Raw genomic sequence first — 18,892 nt, forward strand, 5'->3', positions numbered from 1 at the left:
GATGCGCGGAGCAGTACTGGTCGAGCCGTACAAGATTCGGCTCGAGGACTTTCCGAAGCCCGAGATCGACAGCGACGATGCGGTTCTCATCCGCACCGAGGGCGTCGGGATCTGCGGCAGCAATCTGCACTGGTGGACGGGCGGCGGCCCGGCGACGAAGCTCATGGAGTTCCCGATGCCGGGAGCGGGTGGACACGAATTCGCCGGAGTCGTCGAAGAAGTCGGGTCGCGCGTGACCCGGGTGAAGCCTGGCGACCGTGTCACGGTCGATCAGTTCGAGAGCCGTTCGTGCGGATACTGCTCACAGTGCACGACCGGTCTCTTCACGCAGTGCGAGAACATCGCGGCGCCGGGCCTTGAAGGCTTCTTCGACTACCTCAAGTTCACAGAGCGCGGTCTGTATCACGTGCCCGACGGCATCGAGACCTACATCAGTGCCCTCGTCCAGCCGTACGCATGCTCGGTGAGCGCCGTTCGGCGCGCGGGCATCGTTGGTGGCGAGCAGGTGGTCGTTCTCGGAGCCGGGGTCCTCGGTCTCTGTGCGGCGGCGACCGCGAAGGCACTTGGCGCCGAGAAGGTCATCATCACCGCGAAGTACGACGCGCAGAAGAAGCTCGCGAAGAAGTTCGGCGTCGACGTCATCGTCGAGAGCGGCACGGAGAACCTGGTCGAACGGCTCCTCGAAGAGACGGGCGGGCGCGGTGCGGATCTCGTCGTCGAGACCGTCGGGAGTCACGCACCCACGCTGGGGCAGGCGCTCGAGATCGTTCGTCCGGCGAGCAAGGTGGTCGTTCTCGGTCTTTGGGACGACCTTGTGCCGCTCGACTCGTGGCAGGCGATCCTGAAGGACGTCCAGCTGCTCTTCTGTCTGAACCACGGCGTGATCGGCCACAAGGCCGACTACGAGCTGTGTCTCGACTGGATGGCGAGCGGGAAGGTTCCGGCACAAGACCTCGTGACGCACGTGATGACGTTCGAGCAACTCGAAGAAGCCTTCAAGGTGGCCGCAGACAAGACTAGCGGCTGCGTGAAGGTCATCGCACGACCCTTCTGATTCGATGGCGAGCGCACTGACAGATCTGGCTCCGCACTTCTTCCAGGTGGCCTACGTCGTACCCAACCTCGAAGAGGCGGAGGCGTGGTTCGGCCGTACCTTCGGGGTTTCGTACTTCGAGCGGATGGAAGGCGTGGCGATGGGCGAGGGGTGTCGTCATCGCGGCGGGCCGTCGGATGGTGTGCTGGATATCTCCCTCGGCTTCTTTGGTGTGACCCAGGTCGAACTGGTGAAGCCGGCAGGCGGAACCTCGATCCACAGTGAGTTCCAGGACGCGGGCGGGACGGGGCTGCATCACATCGCCTTTGTGGTGCCCGACTTCGCCGCGACGACCGCGCGTCTAACGGGAGAACTCGGCGAGCCGGCCGCCGACGGCGTGATCGCCGGCGGGATGCGCGTCGATTTTGCCTACTACGAATGTAACTCGGCCGCGGCGTCGACGATCGAGATCCTCGGGTTCGACGCCGCGGCCCGCGATTTCATGACGGAGCTCAAGCAGAAGAGCCGTCGCTGAGTTCCACGCAGCATTTTCCACGAAAGGAACAGGACTTGGTTACTCCGGAAGACGAATATCTGCATCAAGCGCCCGACGCCGAGACCGGCCTCTGGAGCGACAACTTCTGGTTCTCGATCTGTGATCGCGAGGCGGACGTGTTCGGCGTGAATCATATCCACGCAAGTACGAACCGAGACTACGTCCGCTTCAGCACGATGCTCGTGATCGACGGTGTGCCGATGCCGTGGGCGAACAAGGTCGCGCTACCGGCCGGCGCCGCGAACGGTCCCTTCGACAAGCTCAGCGAAGGGCACATGACCTACACGGTCGTGAAGCCGCTCGAAGAACTGCGGATGACGTACGACGGCCCGCGGTACGGCTTCGACCTCACCTATCGAGCCCGCTTTCCGGTGTTCGACTATCGGGATTGTGCCGGTGGGAACCCGCTCTCGGGCGCGATGTACTACGGCGGGCACTACGAGCAGGGCCTCCACTGCACGGGAGACTTCGAAGTCCGCGGAGGCCCGCGGCCGGGCGTTCGCAAGATCAACTCGTTCGCGCACCGTGACCATTCCTGGACGTTCCGGTTCAGCACCGAGACGCCGTGGGAGCAGCCGGCCGTGACACGGCAGCAGAGCCTCGGTCACTTCTGGCCGTCGGTGCAGTTCAAGGACAAGCACCTGAACGCCTTTGGGTGGATGAACCCGGACTACGAGCCGCCGATTCCAGGCTCGCCCACGGTGGGCGGATTCCTTTCGGACGCGAACGGCAGTCGGCCGATCCAGGACTGCTCGTGTGAAGTCCGACTCGAGGACGACGGCCGCTCCGCCATGAGCTTCCGCTATCGGTTCACCCTCCCCGACGGCGAAGTCATTCACGTCCGAACGGGTCGCAAGTACGCGCAGACGGTGAACGGCCTGATGCGCGGGGAGAACGACGCCGAGTGCGGGATGGATTGTTACGAGGGCTTCTTCGACTTCGAGGTCGAAGAGACCGGAGAGCGCGCGTACGGGTGCGCCGAGTACTCGATCATGCCGCCGTCGCCGCGGTTCCGGTACTGAGGCGCGGAAGGAGTTCTCAGTGGAACGGGTCTTGGCAATCGACGTGATGAACCACCCGATCGAGGCGAAGCGTAGCCTCGGTGGGGACCCCTTCGAGTTCGAAGAGTTCAAGATCATGCTGCGGACGACTTTCAAGGCCGCAGCGTCGCCGCCTGACGACAAGAAGTCGGCGAAGAAGAAGGATCCCATGTCCTCGATGCTGCAGGGACATGCGTCGGTGAAGGAGCTCGTTCGCGACATGGACGAGCTCGGCTACGAGTACATCGTCATCACCGCCACCAAGATGTGGTCGTATCGGCATCACCATCAGCTGATCCTCGACTACGAGGTCGATGACGTCGGGAAGCTTGTGGAGGAGTCGAACGGCCGGATCATCGGTGCGGCCAGCTACAACCCGTGGCGCATCGAGGAGAGCCTGCAGGACGTCGAGAAGGGCGTCCGCGAGTACGGCTTTAAGTATGTGTGGTTCCACCCCTTGTCATTCGGCATGGCACCGAACGACCGCCGCTTCTACCCGCTCTATGCAAAGTGCAATGAGCTCGACATTGCCGTCGGGATGCAAGTGGGCCATTCGGCGGAGGTACTTCCGTCGGACGTGGGCCGGCCGATGTTGGTCGACGACGTCGCGATCGATTTTCCGAACCTTCGCATCAACCTCTCTCATACCGGTTGGCCCTGGGTGGACGAGTGGTGCTCCATGCTCTGGCGTCACCCGAACGTCTACGGCGACATTTCGGCGTATTTTCCGCGTAGCCTCGACGAGCGGCAGATACGTTTCATGGACAGCTCTCGGGGCCGGGACAAGGTGCTCTTCGGCACCAACGGACTCGGCCTGCGGAAGTGTGTTGAACAGTTCCGCGACCTGCCGGTGAAGGAGGAAACGCAGCGGCGAGTGCTTCGCGAGAACGCACTCGAGTTCCTGAAGATCAGCTGACGTGCCCCACGACGATCAGCTGACGCGCCCCACAAGGAGATGCACGGATGGGTAAGCTCGATGGAAAAGTAGCGGTCGTCACAGGCGGTGGTTCCGGAATCGGTTTCGGCATTGCCGAACGTTTTGCTGAAGAAGGTGCCAAGTTGGTGTTGGTCGGCAGAACCCAGGAGCGTCTGGGTCGAGCCGCCAAGGCGATCGGCAACGGCGCGATCGGCATCGCCGCGGACATGAGCGTGGAGTCCGAGGTGAAGGCCCTCTTCGACCAACTCGAGCGCGTGGATCACCTCGTGACGTGCGCCGGTGGTGCGGTCTTCGGCACGATTGACGGGCTTCCCGCGCACGAATGGAAGGCTCTCTTCGAAGGCAGGTTCTTTGGACAGATCTATTGCTGTCATCATGCGGTTGCGAAGATGCCCGAGGGAAGCACCATTCTTCTCTGCTCGGGAATCGCCGCAGAGGCGTACGTTCCCGAGTATAGTGGCGGCGCAGCGCTATGCGGCGCCGTGAACGCGCTCGGGAAGAATCTCGCCGTCGAGCTCGCACCCAAGGGGATCCGCGTCAACGTTCTCTCGCCGGGACTCGTCGAAGGTACGGAGATCAAGAACAACCTCGCAGAAGAGAAGCTCGCGGCGTTCTGGGAAGACACGGTGAATCGCATTCCCGCCAGGCGTGCGGGGACCGCGCGTGACACAGCAGATGCCGCGTACTTTCTCGCGACATGTGGATACGCAAGCGGAATCGTCATCGACGTTGATGGCGGCTGGACCGCTACGTGACTTCTAAAACAAAAACTCGCGTTGCTCGACTCTCGATGCAGCGGATATGACGAACCTCACTGGAACCCCGCCCGCCCTCGTCGGTCCGGTGCCCTATGTGCGGCGCCCACGACCCCACTCTATCGGAGCCTGCATGTTCTTTCGCTTTCTGACCGTTCTCACCAGTCTCGCCTTCGCTCTGGTAATCGCGCTCGCGAGCGCGTCCCACGCTTTCGCGCAGGATAGTGAGAGCTACCACGAGGGGCAGGACGGGGCGCCGGATTACACCGCGGACGAAGAGGCGGGGACCGACCCGATTCCGGCCGACGAGCCGCACAGCTTCGATGAGCCGGAGCCCGGCATCGAAGTCGTCGCACCGACGAAATCACGCAATGAGGGCATCGGAGTCGAAGAGCTGGTCGTTACCGCGCAGAAGCGCGCGCAGAACATCCAGGATGTTCCGATCTCGATGACGGCCCTCACCAGTCAGTTCATCGAAGATTCCGGGCTCACCAGCGTTCTCGACATGTCCCAGTACGTTCCGAACGTGCAGATCAACGCAGTCACGGATTCCCGTTCCACCGCGATTCGAATTCGAGGCATCGGCAGCGACGGGAACAACGCGGGGATTGACGCGAGCGTCGGCGTGTTCATCGACGGCGTGTTCCAGGGGCGCTCCGGCGCGGCCTCGATCACGGATCTCGCGGATGTGGAGCGAATTGAAGTCCTGCGAGGCCCGCAGGGGACTCTCTACGGAAAGAACACCGCGGCCGGCGCGATTAATGTTGTGAGCAAGAAGCCGATCATGAACGTCTGGGAGGGGTTGATCGAGGGCCAGGCCGGCAACTACCAGAACCGTCAGGTCCGCGGCTCGATCAATATCCCGGTCCTCGATGACACGGTAGCGCTCCGGCTGTCCGGCTACTACGTACACCGCGGTCCCTTCGACGAGCTGCTGTCCGGTGGAGGTGTGAACGATCTCAACCGGAACGGCGCTCGCCTGCGCGGTCTCTTCAACATCACCGACGATCTCGAGTTGATCCTCTGGGGCGACTACGGCTCGGAATCCTCGAAGTGCTGCGTCGCCGACATCCTGACCTACGAGGGCTTCCCGAATCTAGATGTCGTTTTTTCCGATGCCTTCGCGTCGCAGATCGACGGGATCGGCAGTCTCGAAGGTGCGACGGGGCGCCCCCTGCCGCCCGTGGATCCCTTCGATCGTGTCGTCGATGCAGACCAGAAGAGCACGAACGACCTCACGATCTGGGGCGTGGCGGGCGAGCTGAACTACGATATCGACGACTATATTATCACCTGGCTGAACGCGTATCGGCAGTTCAGCAGCTTCAGCATCCTCGACGGCGACTTCTCAAGCTACGACGCGGTCCTCAGCAAGACCGACGAGGAGTTCGAGCAGGTCTCGTCGGAGTTGCGTGTCACGTCGCCGTACGGAGAGGACCTAGAGTACGTTGCGGGGCTCTTTTTCTACTACCAGAAGGACAACACCGTCGGTCAGACCGGGATTTCTCGCGAGTGGTTTCAGGCGTCGGATTCTCTTCGCGACCTATTCCTGGATTTGGGCGAGCCGGACGAGAACGGTCGGATCTTCAACGTCGACACGAACGTTCACAAGACGTGGAGCTACGCGTTCTTCGGGCAGGGCACGTACCACCTCGCGGATCAGTGGGACGTCACGATCGGTGTGCGCGGCACGTACGAAGAGAAGAAGCGCGTGGGCACGCAGATTTCGGGTTTCAAGGCCGCGGATGCCGGCATCTTCGGCCCAGACCGATTCGCCGACGAGGGCTTCAGCGTCTTCAACGTCTCTCCGATGGGCGCTCTGATGTACTACCCGACCGAAGACGCGATGGTCTTTGCGAAGATCGCGCGCGGCTTCAAATCGGGCGGCTTTAATCAGCTTCGAACGGTCGACGGGCTGGACACCAGGTTCGACGACGAGAAGGCGACCGATGTCGAGGCAGGCATTCGTACGGCGTGGTTCGATCGGATGCTCACCTTCAACGCAACGTTCTTCTACACCTGGTACGACGACTTCCAATCCCAGGCGTTCGACGGAAGCTCGTTCCGGGTGACGAACGCCGGCAGCCTGACCAGTTACGGTGTCGAGACCGACGGGCTGTTCATCCCACATCCGATGCTCGTAGCCGGTTTCGGGACCGGGTACCTGCACGCTCGCTACACCGACTTCGACAGCGCGCCGTGTACCTCCGCGCAGGAGTTCGGGAAGCGTATCGAGGCCGGGAATCTCGTGGCACCGACGGGCTGCATCGCCGACCTGACCGGAAGGCCCCTCGACAACGCACCGGAATGGACCGTGTCGACGTTTGCGCAGTTCACGGTGCCGTTGGGCGATGCACCATGGGGTAATTGGTCGCTTCTCGGCTTCCTGCGGGCGGAGTACAGCTACCGCGACCGCGCGTACCTCGGGCAGGATCTCGACGAGAATCTGGTTCAGGATCCGGTGAACCTCGTGAATCTCCGCGGCGGCATCCGCACCGAGGACGATGCCTGGGAGCTCACCTTTTGGACGATGAATCTCACGAACGAAAGCTACAATGTGGTCGGTTTCGACGTGCCGATCGTGAGTGGCTTCGCCGCGATCAACGGCCCCCCGCGCACCTACGGCGCGACTCTGCGTTACCGCTGGTATCCGTGACCCACCGCGCCGCCGGGGGGGGGGGCGTGTTGCTCAGGCGGTTGGCGGTAGGAGCAGCCGAAGGGCGCTCGGCCGGAACCGGATCTGCCAGTCGTCCGTCGCGGGGATCTCCTCCCCGTCGATCTGCGCCGTTGCAGGCGCCGGGAGCCTCACACGGAGCTCGCGGCAGCGTTGCGTCGTTTCTGGTTCGTAGGTGCGCAGTCCGCGGTTGTGATTCACGTGCCGGCGCCAAGCGGCGACGTACGCCTTCAGGTACTGGGCACGGCCACGAAACGCGTGCACACCGAGAGCACCGGGAGGCACGCCCCCGGGCCCGCCGAATCGGAACTCCCCGGCGTACACCGGGCAGCTCGTGACGAGAAGGTTGTAAATCGGTCCTTCGGAGTGAACGCCGTCGAGCTCGGTTCGTGCCTTCACCTTCGCGTGGGCGATGCCCTGGAGCGCGGTGCTGGCGAGATAGAGCGGATAGCCGCCCAACGCGCCGTTGAGTCGTAGCTGGTCTCGAAGGCGGTTTCGCAGCCGGAGGATCGCGGCATCCATTCCCAGGGCAAACGATCCGACGAACGGGATTCCGTTCGCTTCGCCGACATCAATACGACGGCTGTGCTCCGAATCGATCGAGGCGAGCGTTCGACGCGCAGCGGTCGCGCCGTCCACCCGAACCGACAGGAGTCCGAAGGAACGCGCAACGTTGTTCGCGGTTCCGAGCGGGAGGATGGCGAGGTTGGGCCGCCTGTAGTCGGGGATCTCGAGGAGGCCGCGCGCGACGGTAGAGACGGTGCCATCGCCGCCGGCGGCGATGACGACTCGGGTGCCGCGCGACTCGAGGAGGTCACGAATGCGAATCACATCCAGACCGTCGCCGCGGGTCTCGAGCGCTTCTCCGGGAAAGGTCTTGCCGAAGCCGCTCGTGCTGATCTCCCGAGCGAACGCCTCCCGACGTTCGGGATGGATCACCAGTACGGGCTCGTCGGCACCCCGGTATGCGAGGGTGGGCGCGGTCACGCCTGCGGAACGAACTCGTAGTACTCGACTGCGAGATCCTGGAACGCGGGTTCGTGAGTCTCTCCGACCCGTGAGATGGCAAAGGTTCCCGGAACGGGTCCGGCGAGTCCGTCGACGCTGCGCCCGTCGTGTAGGGCTTCGTACTGCTCGCGGCTCAGATCGATCGCGCCGGTAAGAGCCTGACGAGCACCGATCCGTGCGGCCGCGGTGCGCCAGCGCGGGGCGGCGGCGAGGGGCATCGATTCCGCGGCGTCTCCGCTGCCGTACCCGACGGCGACCATGGGGTAGTCGTCGAGGTCGAGGTTGCGCTCGCACGCGTCTTCGAAGCCTGCGGCGATCCAGGCGGGCAGCGCGGCCGAATAGAGATTACCAAGGTCGCGCACGACGGCGTCGCCGAGGCTCATCTTGGCTTCGAGGAGTTCGCGGAACGAGGCTTTCTTTCGAAGAAGCGCGGCGATCGCGCTCGTAGCGGCGTACGGGTTCGTCGGGCCATCGGCGAGGAGTGTTCCGAAAAGGTCGGGCGACGATGTCGTTTCGCGGAGAACCTCGTCGTACTCGACGCCGGCTTCGTCGCACAGCGTGCGGAGCTCGTCGTGGTGGTGATCACCACGGGCGAGCCCGCGGGCGTAAAGGAACGACATCGCCTGTACCGGCATCTGCTGATAAGGCCGATGGAAGAACAGGGCTTTTACGTCGGCGTAGTAGCCGCCGGCCGAGACATCGAGGCGGCGGAGCATTTCTTCGACGGCCGTTACCGTGCCGTCGAGATACGAGAACGTCGAATAGGGGCCGCTGAAGACCGGGAAGTCGGCGATCCGGTCACCGGTTCGGGCGTACTGGTCCTTCCAGTGCCGCGCGAAGGGCTTGCGGAAGTCGGGGCCCCGGTAGTCGGACGCGCTGCCGGACCTGTCGAGGTCTACCGTGAACAGCTCCGGGTCGTCTTCGATGAGGAAGGCGACTGCCCCGGCGCCTTGGGTCTGCTCTCCGGTGCTGCCGCGCTCGTACTCGGCGATGTCCGAGCAGACCACGATCGCCTGGCGGCCGGCCCCGTCGGTCCGCACATAACGCAGTGCGCTCTTGAGTGCGTAAACGCCGCCGAGGCAGGCGTGCTTGAACTCGGGCACTTCGAGGTGGCGTGACAGTCGATCCTTGCCGAGGCCCGCGAGAGCCCCGTCTACCATGCCGCGCACGATTACGGCTCCGGCCGCGTTGTCGGTGCTCGACTCGGTGCCGAGTCCGAGGAAGCCGACGCGCGAGGGATCGACGTCGTTCTCTTCGATCAGGCGCAGGACCGCGTTGGCGGCCATGGTGTAGACGTTCTCATGCGGGGCGGGGACGCGGAAGCTCTTGCCGACGACGGCCTGAACCTTGGGCCACGAGTTGTCGGTCCACTCACACCACTGCTCCAGATCGACTCGGAAAGACGGCACGTAGAGACTCATTCCGCTGACGCCGGGCATGGCGCGGTTGGATTCGGCAGTCTGGCTGGACGTCATGATCTTGGTTCCCCTTCGGGTAGACGACGGTGGTGTGACCTGCTCCGTCGAGTCCATACCCAAGGTAGCACGGCCCTTTCCGCCCGCCACCGAAACAGGTGTTCTGTTGTCCTTAGGTAGGCCTGCGGGTACCGTACGGTGCGGATGTGGCAGTCACTCGATCAGCTGTTCTTCGCATGACGTCACCGCCCGCGCCCAATCGTACGCGGAAGTTGGGCTGGGGGTTGCTCACTCTCTATGGCCTGCCGGGCATGGGAGTGAACTTTCTCTACTGCCTGGTTCTCATCCTGTACATGAAGTTCGCTACTGACGTCCTCGGCCTTGCGGCGGGGGTGGTCGGTCTCATCTTTTTCGCCTCGCGGATCTGGGATGGGGTTTCCGACCCGCTCATCGGTAGCCTGAGTGATCGCACGTCGTCCCGGCTCGGACGACGGAAGACATGGATGCTCGCGTCGGCGATTCCGCTCGCGGGCGCTGCCCTCGCCATGTGGGCCCCGCCGCGCTCGCTCGAAGGGGTGGGGCTCACGGTCTGGGTCGGCGTTTCGGTGGTACTCTTCTACACGGCGTACACGCTGTTCGACGTCCCACAGATGGCCCTGGGTGCGGAACTCACCGAGGAGCCGAAGGAGAGGATCCGCGTCTTCGGCGCGCGTCAGATCTTACGAACAGTCGGGCTGTTCGTGGCGGGTGCGCTTGGCGCCGCGCTCTTGCAGGACGCGGTGAATCCGCGCGAGGTCGCGTTCTGGATGGTGCTCGTCGCCGGCGCCGCGACGGTCGTGCTCATCGTCTGGGCCGTTCTCGCGCTTCCGGCGGAGAGAGCGGACTACGCAAATCGCGGTGGCAGCGATCTCCGTCGCTCGTTGCGGGACGTGTGGACGAATCCGCACGCTCGGCTTCTGCTCCTGGTCTATTTTCTCGACCAGCTCGGAACCGGCAGCATCGGGACGCTGGCTCCGTACGCCGTGACGTACGTGGTGAAGGAGCCGAGCCTCCTCAGCAAGATGCTCATCGCCTACATGGTCCCGGCCCTCGTCTCGATTCCGGCCTGGGTCTGGTTGGGCTCCCGTTTCCCGAAGCGCGATTTGTGGCTCGTGGCGATGGGGCTCACGGGGCTGGGCTTCGGCGGACTGTTCTTCCTGCACGAGGGAAGCATCGGCTTGATGCTCGGGTCCGCGCTCGTTGCGGGCGTGGGGAGTGGCTGTGGGAGCACTGTGGGCTACGCGCTCAAGGCCGACGTGATCGATGTGGACGAGTACCGCACGGGCGAACGCAAGGAGGGCGCGTACTTTGCGGCGTGGAACTTCGTCGGAAAGCTGGCGGGCGGCGTCATGGTAGGCACCGTCGGTGTCACGCTGCAGGTGGTGGGGTTCGAGCCGAACGCGGAGCAGTCGGAGGGTACGAAGTTCGCGATTCGCTTCCTGATGGGCGGCGTTCCGTTCCTGCTGTTTTTCGTGGGGCTCTGGTTTTTCCGCAGCTTCTCGCTGACGGAGGCCGAGCACGCCGCAATTCTCGAGGAGATGCGCGGGCGCTCGGCCTAGGCAGCGTTTCGGTGCACTAGAAGTCGTCCGGACGGAGCATGGCGTCGTGGCCTCCGTCGACGAACACGACGGAGCCGCACATGAAGTCGGCCTTCGGGCTCAGCATGAACGTGATGACGTTCGCTAGCTGCTCGGGAACGCCCATGGATCCCGTCGGGATCGTGTCGCCGAATCCCTTGATCGCGGCGCCGAGTTTTTCGTCGGCCATCACGTGATCCGTGAGAGGGGTTCTGGTTATTCCCGGGGCGACCGCGTTCATGCGGACGCCGTCCTTCGCGAATGCCGTGGAGTTGCGACGCATCCACCGCGTGACCGCGAGCTTGGAGCCGCCGTATGCGTTCTGGCCGTCACCGACTTCGTCCGCGCGAGCCGTGGCGGCGGTCTCGTCGCCGGAGAGGCACTTTTCGACGTACTCGGCATCGCAACCCATCGGGGCGGAGTTCGACGAGATCAGGACCATGCAGCCCTTCTTCTTGGCGAGGAGCGGCTTCATCGCCTCTACGAGCACCGTCGTTCCGAAGTAGTTGATCTTCGTGACGAGCGAGGGTGGCGAGACCGAGGGGCCGACGCCGGCGCACGGAACGAAGCCGTCGAGGCCGTCCGGTGCCCTAGCGCGAATTCCGTCGATCGCCGCCTGGCGACCCTTCGGAGTCGAGAGGTCCGCAATGATGTCCGCGTCCTTGATGTCGACCACGATGACCTGATGCCCGGCGTCGCCGAGTTGCTTCCGGACCGCGGCGCCGATCCCGGTCGCCCCGCCCGTCATTGCGAATGTGCCCATAGCGAGTTCCCTCCTGGTTGGAATTGGTCCGGGTCGTATAGCCCAGGATCGCGCCGGGCCCCAGCGGAGGGTTGATCAGTGCTTGACGCACCGAGGCCCCCGGGTGTGGCTCGACGGCCATGCACGGCCCGAAGACGCTCCGGCCCGACACCACCCCCTGTGTCAGTGAGAGCGCTCGGCCGGCCAGAGTCTCCGTCAGTAGCTCTTGGGTAGACCGAGTACGTGCTCGGCGACGTAGTTCAGTGCCATCTCCTGTGAGATGGGGGCGAGGCGCATGAGCCGTGCCTCACGCCAGTAGCGCTCGATGTTGTACTCCTTGGCGTATCCGAAGCCCCCGTGGGTTTGTAGCGCCCGATCCGCAGCGCGAAACCCGGCCTCGGCGGCTCGGAACTTGGCCATGTTCGTAAGTGCCCCAACGTCGGGTTGCCCGTTGTCGTACGCCCAGGCCGCGCGCTGCCAGAGCAGGTCGGCCGCTTCGAGTTCCGAATGGGAATCGGCGAGCGGATGCGCGACCGCCTGGTTCTTGCCGATAGGCCGATCGAAGACGATGCGCTCATTGGCGTAACGAGCGGCGCACTCGATCGATCGACGGCCGATCCCGACTGCCTCGGCGGCAATGACGATCCGCTCGGGATTGATGCCGTCGAGGATGTGGTAGAACCCGCGCCCCACTTCTCCGACGATGTCGTTGGACGATACGGGAAGGTCGCGGATGAATACCTCGTTCGAGTTCACCGCGTTGCGGCCGAGCTTGTCGATCTCCTTAATGTCGACGTGGTTCGGGTCCATGTCGGCGAGAAAGAGCGTCATGCCGTCGAAGGGGCGCTTGCCTTCTTCGCGGGGGGTGGTGCGTGCGAGGAGGAGAATCTTCTGCGCCTGCTGCGCTTTGGTGTTCCAGACCTTCTTGCCGTTCACTATCCAGCGATCGCCGTCGCGGACCGCGCTCGTGCGGATGCGTGAGGTGTCTGTTCCGGCGTCGTCCTCGGTGACACCGAACGAGACGTGGAGTTCGCCGGTCGCGGTGGGCGGCAGGTACTTCTGCTTCATCTCGTCGGAGCCGTGATGGATGACCGGGGCCATCCCGAAGATCGATAGGTGGAGAGTCGACGCGGCATTCATCGCGCCCCCACTCGAGGCGACCGCGCGCAAGAGGGTGCCGGCGGCCTGCACGCCGAGCCCCGCGCCGCCGTACTCGGTGGGAACGAGAACCCCGATCCAGCCGTTCTGGGCAAAGGCGTCGTAGTACTCCCACGGGAACTCGTGCTGTGAATCGTGGACCCGCCAGTAGTCGTCGTCGAAGTTCTCAGCGAGGCGGCGCGCCTCGCGATCGATGCGGTCGAGTTCCTCGTTGCTGCCGAAATCCATCATCGGAGCATAGCGGCGGACGGGTGTCCGGGGCCAGACGTTCTATTGGCAGCGCAGGAAGCCGTCGTTGTTCATGAAGCCGCGCTTGCAGTGCTGCATCGCTCCGGTTTCGCGCCATTCCCCCCCGCGCGTGCGGCATTCGCACAGCAGCAGGGTGCCGTCCCAGGTGCAGTTTCGGCAGGTGGCGTAGTACGATCCCTGCGGTCCGCAGTTCACGTGACACGGGGATTCCTTCAAGTGGCGGTGGTAGTCGATGTGCATCGCGTTCAGGCGCGCCAGCCCGTGGACCGAAGCGGCGGCTAGGGCGAGGCCGAGAAGAAAGCCGAAGAAGCGTGGGCTCCGACGACCCCACAGGAGGAACCCCCATCCTCCTAGAAGCGTGATCGGTACGGCGGGGTACGTGTAGGCGTCCCAGTCGGAGTACTGGCCGAAGAGAGGGTCGAGGACGAGCAGGAACGCGAAGTGCCCGGCGGCGATCGAGCCCAGGACCAATACCCGGAGATCGATCTTGCGCCAATCGCGAACGAGCTCCGAGCTGGTGCAGACGGCGAAGAGCAGAAGGCCGATCCCGTCCACGAGCAGCAGGAGATGGAGCATCTCGTTGAGGTGCGGCCAACTCAGCATGTAATCCAGCGGCAGTAGGCAGCTTGCGTCTTGATAGCCCCAAGAGCAGCTCGCGGCCTCGGAGGCTTCGGCGTACCAGGGGCCCCACGCGAGCGGGTAGCCGTGGCCGGGCACCGTTGCGAAGATTGCCGCGGCGAGCGTCAGAAGGCACGGCCGCCATACGTGTTGGATCCCGCTGTCGCGTCGGACCCGGTCGAACAGAAGGAAGAGCGCAGACGGCGCGAGCAGGATGAGCCCAATGTAGAAGAACGGACCGACCCCGACGATCAGCAATGGCCAGAGGATTTGGGTGCGGCCCTCCAGTACGCGAAACGCGAGCCACAGGTAGATGCCGGTGACGGCGAGTGGCACGGGATAGATGTCCAGGTAGCCGACGGAGATCTGCAAGACGCCGAAGGAGCTCCACACGAGGAGTGTCAGCGCGATGGCTTCGCCGCGCGTCTTGGCGAGCAGGCGGGCGCAGCCTGCGAAGGCCGTGAGTGCAACGGCGCCGAGGAGCACGTTCACGCCGCGCGCGAACTGTTCGGCGGTGAGAGGTGGCACGAGCACGGTCGACAGCAGCCGATAGGTGCGGATGCTCAGGTACCACCGCGGATTGTACTGGAACCCGGGCTGACTCGATCCGAAGAGGAACTCCGCCGAGTCGACGGCGTGAGGTTCCTGCGGAAAGAAGATGCTCATCGCGAGAAGGGCGAAGAACAGGAGGGCGAAGCCGCCGAGGATCTGTCCGCGCGAGAGCGGGGTGAGTGGTTGTTGGAACTGCGGGCGGCGCCAGGCCAACGCGGCGGCGAGCGGCAACAGTAAGACGAGCGCTGCACCGATCCAGGGGAGAGACGGGCGCCGATGGAGGTGGGCGAAGCTCCACGTGATCGAAAGCGCGGGCTCGGCGAAATGTAGGAACAGATAGGCGCCGAACCCGACCGCCAGGATCGACGAGATGATCAGGTTGGAACGATCCTGGAGCTTCGCCGGGTCTCGAGCCATCGGAGAGCCTCAGGAGCGCGGAGAATACCAAATGGGTGAGGTGACTGCGCGTTCCTGGATCGTGCGTGGGTAGCTCTCGTCGCAGCAGGGCTCGAGTTCGTTGGTCACCGTGGTCGGATCGTCGCAGAGGACACCGGCTGCGTTGCACGTCCAGGTGTGCCAGCGGCAGGTCGGGCCTTGGAGAACACGCGCGTAGTAGAAGGCGCGGTCGCCCGGGTCGAAGTCCGGGTCGGTCCAGACGGCGCACAGGGCGCTCGGGCCGGTGCCGGAGCGCTCGCAGGTGAGGGGATCGACGCTGCCGCCGCCCGCCGCGTCGCGCGCGACGTCGTAGACCCTCTCGTGCGTCGCGCCGTCTTTCGTCCATCCCTTCACGATCTGAATCCGCTCGAGCGCAACGGGAGGTGCCTCGGGGGTACCGGGGTCGGCGAGAGCGGCGACCGCGAAGGTCGGTCGCGCCGTCGAGCCGACCGGGGTCGGTAGCTCTCCGCCCATTGGAACCCCGCCCGCGTAGCCTTGCGCCGCGAAGTCGCCGGCGTCGCAGAGACCGGCGTCGTATCCCCAACCACCGAAGAAGCGTACGGCCATGCGCGGGCCGCTGGTGGAATACGTTTCGCGCCTGCGCATGGCGTCAAAGAGAGAGTCCCGGTTGTTTTCCTCGGCCCAGAGGACGGCGAGACCGCCGGGGTTGAACTCGATGTCGTCGGGGAGGCGTTTCGGGCCACCCTCCTTGGCCGGGGTTCCGGCGCCGCCGTGCCCGGGGTGCGCGGTCTCATCGATGTAGCCGGGCGTGCCGAGGTGAGTGTCGGTACTGCCGATTAGGCCGAACTGATATGGGTTGGTCCCGAAGCGTTCCTCGAGAAGTAGTCCGTCCTTCAGTGCGTTTCGCACGAAATTCGTCGGGTCGGGGTCGTCCGAGCCGAGGCCGGTGAACTTGCCGGCGAAAGTTCCATACGGGAGCAATTCGAAGTTGCACAGCTCGTCGCTCGTGCCGACGCCCATGCGGCACTCGGAGTCGCCCTTGTGTTGGATGAGTTCGGCCAGCGGCTCGCTTCGCTTCCGGAGTCGTACGTACTCCGCCGTGAAGGGTTGGCCGGTTTCTTCCTCGTCTCCGAACATGAGTCCGCCGCTCAGGTTCGAATTGTGGGGGATGGCCAGTACCTCGCAGTTCTTCCGCCCGTGGGTGCACTTGGCATCGAGGTCGCGCCACAGCTGGCTCACGACGGTCGCGTCGAGCGAGCTTACTGGGAGGGCCGGAACGTCGGTGTTTCGGAAGATCACATTGCGGTGGAGGTTCGAGGCGAACGGCGCGCCGGTCCATTCGTACGCGATGAAACTCGTGAAGGAGCATTCCTCCGATCGGTCGTAGGCCTCTTCGGCTGCGTCGATCGTCTCCTTCCACGGCGTCGCCGCGGCACTCAGGCAGTTTTCGTCGTTCTCTCCGCAGAAGCTGAAGCGCGTCGCGTCCGCCCCTTCCGCACTGCGAGAGTTCATCATGAAGAACGCGAGCCGCGGCCACCGGCGGTAGACCATGCATATCGGTGAGTCGTGACCGGGCAATCCCGGGGTGCGGCAAATGCGCAACTCACCGAAGAGCTCGGCGTGATCGGTGACCGCCGCGAAATCGAGCGGACGTTTCAGGCGCAGCGTGCGCAGCGCATTCCCGTTCTCGTCGTGCGGCTGGATTCCGACCTCGCTCCCCTGCGCGAACGCGTACGCATCTCGGGGGCGGAGCTTCGTGCCCTGCGTCGACGCATCGAGAGACAGCGTCGTGTGCACGTGGAGGTCGCCGAAGAATGGTCGGCGAAGGGGATCCCGGTTCGAGCAGGCCGGCCGAGGGTCCGCCGCGCCCGCGCTCAACGCGCTCGCCACGCAGAACAGCACTGTGAGGAGGAGCTGGTACGCGAGGTTCATGCGAACAGCTGGAGCAGATTGATGCGGTCGCCACTCGCGACGAGTGGTGTGGCGTAGACGCGCAAGAGGGAGAGACCGAGCAAGACGACGACGGTTGCGAGGACTCCACCCGTGCGCCAGGCCTCCGGCAGCCTGCCGACCAGGAGCCGCGCTGCGACTCGAGCCAGTAGATACAGGCCCAGGGTCGCGAGAAGGGCTTCGGCGACGAACAAGCCGGTGGTGAGTCCGATGATCGAGCCGCCCTCGGTCAGGAGCACCGCAAGGGTGAAACCGGAGAGCTCGTACAACCAGATCGTGGGTACCCAGCCGCCCTCCATCGCCCAGTAGGGGACCGGCAGCGCCACGAGCAACGCGATCCACAGAAGTCGTCGTGTTGCTTCGATAGTCACAGGCGGACGAGACCATGCGCCTCCGAGGTGGTCAAGGATGGCCAGCCGCGCTAATCGGGAGGCATGGGGGAGGTCAGCTCCTATCGCGGGCGCTTCGCCCCGTCGCCGACCGGCGACCTGCATCTGGGGTGTGCCGCGACGGCTCTGGTGACGTGGCTCGCCGCGCGCCAGGCGGGTGGCCGGCTCGTCCTACGGGTCGAGGACATCGACACCCCGCGGATCGTTCGGGGCTCGATCGACCGTCAACTGGAAGATCTGCGCTGGTTGGGACTCGATTGGGACGAGGGCCCGGAGGAGGGCGGCGCCTTTGGGCCGTACGCGCAGTCGCAGCGCTTCGATCGCTACGAGGCCGCGCTGGACGATCTCGCGGCGCGCGACCTCCTCTATTACTGCGACTGCTCGCGCGCAGAGATCGCTCGAGTCGCCAGCGCGCCGCACGTGGGAGACGAAGGCCCGCCGTACCCCGGCACGTGTCGCGAGACGGGCCTCGAGCGGCGGGAGTGGAAGCGGCCGCCCGCCATCCGACTGCGGACCCCGGACCGCGAGCCGGTCACCGTCCACGACCGCTTCCAGGGTGGGCTTACGCAGGACGTGCGGGAGGAGGTCGGCGACTTCGTCCTGAAGCGGGGCGACGGCGTCTACTCCTATCAACTGGCGGTCGTCGTCGATGATCTCGCGATGGAGATTACGCAAGCCGTCCGGGGAGCGGATCTCTTCGGCTCCGCCCCTCGGCAGGTCTTGTTGGCGGAGCTTCTGGGCGGCGAGGCTCCCGGCTTTGCCCATGCTCCCCTGATTCTGGCGACGGACGGCGCACGTCTCGCGAAACGGGCGCGCGGGGTGCCCCTGCGCGATCACCGCGATGCCGGCCGCTCTTCGGAGGAGCTGGTGGGCCTCCTCGCCCGGACGTTGGGGCTGGTGAGTCCCGAGGAATCTCGCGTCCGTCCATCGGATCTGCGGGCCGCGTCGGTGCTGGCCCGCCTGAACGGCGTGCTCTCGGCCCCACTCTCCCCGCAGGCCGACCTCCCGGGGCGCTAACCTTCGGAGACGAGTCCCCATAGTCTAAATGGGAACCGGGCGGGTAGCGGGGAGTCGCTTCTCTTCTGGCTACCACGCCGGCTCCCCGGCCGTTATCGCCCCGGCGGGCTGTGGTCTTCCCTGCAGATGCTGAGCGAAGTAGCCCGCTTTCAGCGTAACCAGGGTTCGCGCTCGGTCTACGAACCCGGTCGTGCGACTGCGATGTGGTACGAGCGCGAGCGTGTTCCGCCGAGCTTGACCATCTCCACCAGGTCGACGTTCGCGGTCTGGAGCTCGGTGCGGAAGTCGTCCTCGTACGTAACGCGTCCGAAATCGATCGTCGTGAGAGTGCGTAGCATGGGCTTCAGGCGCTCCATCAAGGCCGACCGCTCGTTCTCGAAGGTCTGTGTGAAGTAGAAGTGGCCGGTGGGTGCGAGCATCGGGCGGACGTGATCGAGCGCGGCGCGCGGATCGGGCAGCAGCATGAAGCTCGCGCTGAAGTAGATGGCTTCGTACGGGCCGCCCTTGTGATCGTAGACGGACTCGAGCCGAGCCTCGACGCGCTCGCTCAAGTTCTTCTCGGTGAGCAGCGCGTTGCACCGGGCGATGTAGTCTCGATCGATGTCGATGCCGATGACTCTCAGATCTTTGCGTTGCACCAGATCGGCGTTCGCTGCGAGTGCGCCACCGGTGCCGATGCCTACGTCGAGGATCGCGGCGCCGTCCGGAACGCGATCCAGAACCGCGGCGTACCACGATGTGGTGAGAGGGAGAATCGCCGCATCGTAGATGCGGGCTCGCAGGCCGC

Annotated in this window: 16 protein-coding genes; 8 read left to right on the top strand and 8 right to left on the bottom strand. The window is 64.7% G+C overall.

The annotated features are described in order from the left end of the window. The first annotated feature begins 1 nt into the window (after position 1). The 6 genes from P8R42_02535 (at position 2) to P8R42_02560 (ending at position 6,977) form a co-directional block, all read left to right on the top strand. Entirely contained in the window at positions 2–1,054 is a 1,053-nt protein-coding gene (locus P8R42_02535) for a zinc-binding dehydrogenase (protein ID MDG2303525.1), read from the top strand. A 4-nt stretch (positions 1,055–1,058) separates the two neighbouring features. After that, entirely contained in the window at positions 1,059–1,568 is a 510-nt protein-coding gene (locus P8R42_02540) for a VOC family protein (GenBank protein MDG2303526.1), read from the top strand. A 35-nt stretch (positions 1,569–1,603) separates the two neighbouring features. After that, a complete protein-coding gene (locus tag P8R42_02545) occupies positions 1,604–2,611 on the top strand; it encodes a hypothetical protein (protein MDG2303527.1) in 1,008 nt (335 codons plus the stop codon). Between the two features lie 19 nt (positions 2,612–2,630). After that, positions 2,631–3,545 carry an amidohydrolase family protein gene (locus P8R42_02550; GenBank protein MDG2303528.1) on the top strand — a complete coding sequence of 305 codons (915 nt, stop codon included), beginning with the start codon at positions 2,631–2,633 and terminating at the stop codon, positions 3,543–3,545. 47 nt (positions 3,546–3,592) lie between these two features. After that, complete coding sequence (locus P8R42_02555) at positions 3,593–4,321, top strand: SDR family oxidoreductase (GenBank protein MDG2303529.1); 729 nt, start codon at positions 3,593–3,595, stop codon at positions 4,319–4,321. Positions 4,322–4,454: 133 nt separating this feature from the next. Next, positions 4,455–6,977 (top strand): TonB-dependent receptor, encoded by a 2,523-nt coding sequence (locus P8R42_02560; GenBank protein MDG2303530.1) that lies wholly within the window; start codon positions 4,455–4,457, stop codon positions 6,975–6,977. Between the two features lie 33 nt (positions 6,978–7,010). Here P8R42_02560 and P8R42_02565 read toward each other — a convergent pair whose 3' ends face one another. Next, positions 7,011–7,982 carry a diacylglycerol kinase family protein gene (locus tag P8R42_02565; protein ID MDG2303531.1) on the bottom strand — a complete coding sequence of 324 codons (972 nt, stop codon included), beginning with the start codon at positions 7,980–7,982 and terminating at the stop codon, positions 7,011–7,013. Continuing rightward, positions 7,979–9,478, bottom strand: a complete 1,500-nt coding sequence (locus P8R42_02570; protein ID MDG2303532.1) for a hydroxymethylglutaryl-CoA synthase — start codon at positions 9,476–9,478, stop codon at positions 7,979–7,981. The genes P8R42_02565 and P8R42_02570 overlap by 4 nt, the downstream gene beginning before the upstream one ends. A 176-nt stretch (positions 9,479–9,654) precedes the next feature. On the opposite strand from P8R42_02570, the gene P8R42_02575 reads away from it, so the two are divergent. Continuing rightward, entirely contained in the window at positions 9,655–11,016 is a 1,362-nt protein-coding gene (locus P8R42_02575) for a glycoside-pentoside-hexuronide (GPH):cation symporter (GenBank protein MDG2303533.1), read from the top strand. A 16-nt stretch (positions 11,017–11,032) separates the two neighbouring features. On the opposite strand, the gene P8R42_02580 is transcribed toward P8R42_02575, so the two are convergent. The 5 genes from P8R42_02580 to P8R42_02600 all read right to left on the bottom strand — a co-directional run bounded on the left by P8R42_02580 (position 11,033) and on the right by P8R42_02600 (position 17,070). Beyond that, positions 11,033–11,797, bottom strand: coding sequence for an SDR family oxidoreductase (locus P8R42_02580; GenBank protein ID MDG2303534.1), 765 nt, complete (start codon positions 11,795–11,797; stop codon positions 11,033–11,035). A 195-nt stretch (positions 11,798–11,992) separates the two neighbouring features. Then, positions 11,993–13,162, bottom strand: coding sequence for an acyl-CoA/acyl-ACP dehydrogenase (locus P8R42_02585; protein ID MDG2303535.1), 1,170 nt, complete (start codon positions 13,160–13,162; stop codon positions 11,993–11,995). Positions 13,163–13,204: 42 nt separating this feature from the next. Then, positions 13,205–14,770: a hypothetical protein gene (locus P8R42_02590; GenBank protein MDG2303536.1), complete on the bottom strand. Its 1,566-nt coding sequence runs from the start codon at positions 14,768–14,770 to the stop codon at positions 13,205–13,207. A gap of 9 nt (positions 14,771–14,779) precedes the next feature. Next, entirely contained in the window at positions 14,780–16,681 is a 1,902-nt protein-coding gene (locus P8R42_02595; GenBank protein MDG2303537.1) for a DUF3604 domain-containing protein, read from the bottom strand. Then, a complete protein-coding gene (locus P8R42_02600) occupies positions 16,678–17,070 on the bottom strand; it encodes a hypothetical protein (GenBank protein ID MDG2303538.1) in 393 nt (130 codons plus the stop codon). Before P8R42_02600 ends, P8R42_02595 begins: the two co-directional genes overlap by 4 nt. 63 nt (positions 17,071–17,133) lie before the next feature. Here P8R42_02600 and gluQRS point away from each other — a divergent pair, with 63 nt between their 5' ends. Continuing rightward, the gene (gene gluQRS, locus P8R42_02605; GenBank protein MDG2303539.1) at positions 17,134–18,105 is read left to right on the top strand and encodes a tRNA glutamyl-Q(34) synthetase GluQRS; all 972 of its coding nucleotides are present in this window, start codon (positions 17,134–17,136) and stop codon (positions 18,103–18,105) included. A gap of 176 nt (positions 18,106–18,281) precedes the next feature. On the opposite strand, the gene P8R42_02610 is transcribed toward gluQRS, so the two are convergent. Beyond that, entirely contained in the window at positions 18,282–18,887 is a 606-nt protein-coding gene (locus P8R42_02610; GenBank protein MDG2303540.1) for a class I SAM-dependent methyltransferase, read from the bottom strand. Positions 18,888–18,892 lie beyond the last annotated feature (5 nt).

The sequence above is a fragment of the Candidatus Binatia bacterium genome (assembly GCA_029243485.1).
GTDB lineage: Bacteria > Desulfobacterota > Binatia > UBA12015 > UBA12015 > VGTG01.

Coding starts and splice junctions, on each gene's coding strand:
- P8R42_02580 (MDG2303534.1), bottom strand. CDS start 11,797: ATGGGCACATTCGCAATGACGGGCGGGGCGACCGGGATCGGCGCCGCG.
- P8R42_02570 (MDG2303532.1), bottom strand. CDS start 9,478: ATGACGTCCAGCCAGACTGCCGAATCCAACCGCGCCATGCCCGGCGTC.
- gluQRS (MDG2303539.1), top strand. CDS start 17,134: ATGGGGGAGGTCAGCTCCTATCGCGGGCGCTTCGCCCCGTCGCCGACC.
- P8R42_02575 (MDG2303533.1), top strand. CDS start 9,655: ATGACGTCACCGCCCGCGCCCAATCGTACGCGGAAGTTGGGCTGGGGG.
- P8R42_02540 (MDG2303526.1), top strand. CDS start 1,059: ATGGCGAGCGCACTGACAGATCTGGCTCCGCACTTCTTCCAGGTGGCC.
- P8R42_02555 (MDG2303529.1), top strand. CDS start 3,593: ATGGGTAAGCTCGATGGAAAAGTAGCGGTCGTCACAGGCGGTGGTTCC.
- P8R42_02595 (MDG2303537.1), bottom strand. CDS start 16,681: ATGAACCTCGCGTACCAGCTCCTCCTCACAGTGCTGTTCTGCGTGGCG.
- P8R42_02585 (MDG2303535.1), bottom strand. CDS start 13,162: ATGGATTTCGGCAGCAACGAGGAACTCGACCGCATCGATCGCGAGGCG.
- P8R42_02535 (MDG2303525.1), top strand. CDS start 2: ATGCGCGGAGCAGTACTGGTCGAGCCGTACAAGATTCGGCTCGAGGAC.
- P8R42_02560 (MDG2303530.1), top strand. CDS start 4,455: ATGTTCTTTCGCTTTCTGACCGTTCTCACCAGTCTCGCCTTCGCTCTG.
- P8R42_02590 (MDG2303536.1), bottom strand. CDS start 14,770: ATGGCTCGAGACCCGGCGAAGCTCCAGGATCGTTCCAACCTGATCATC.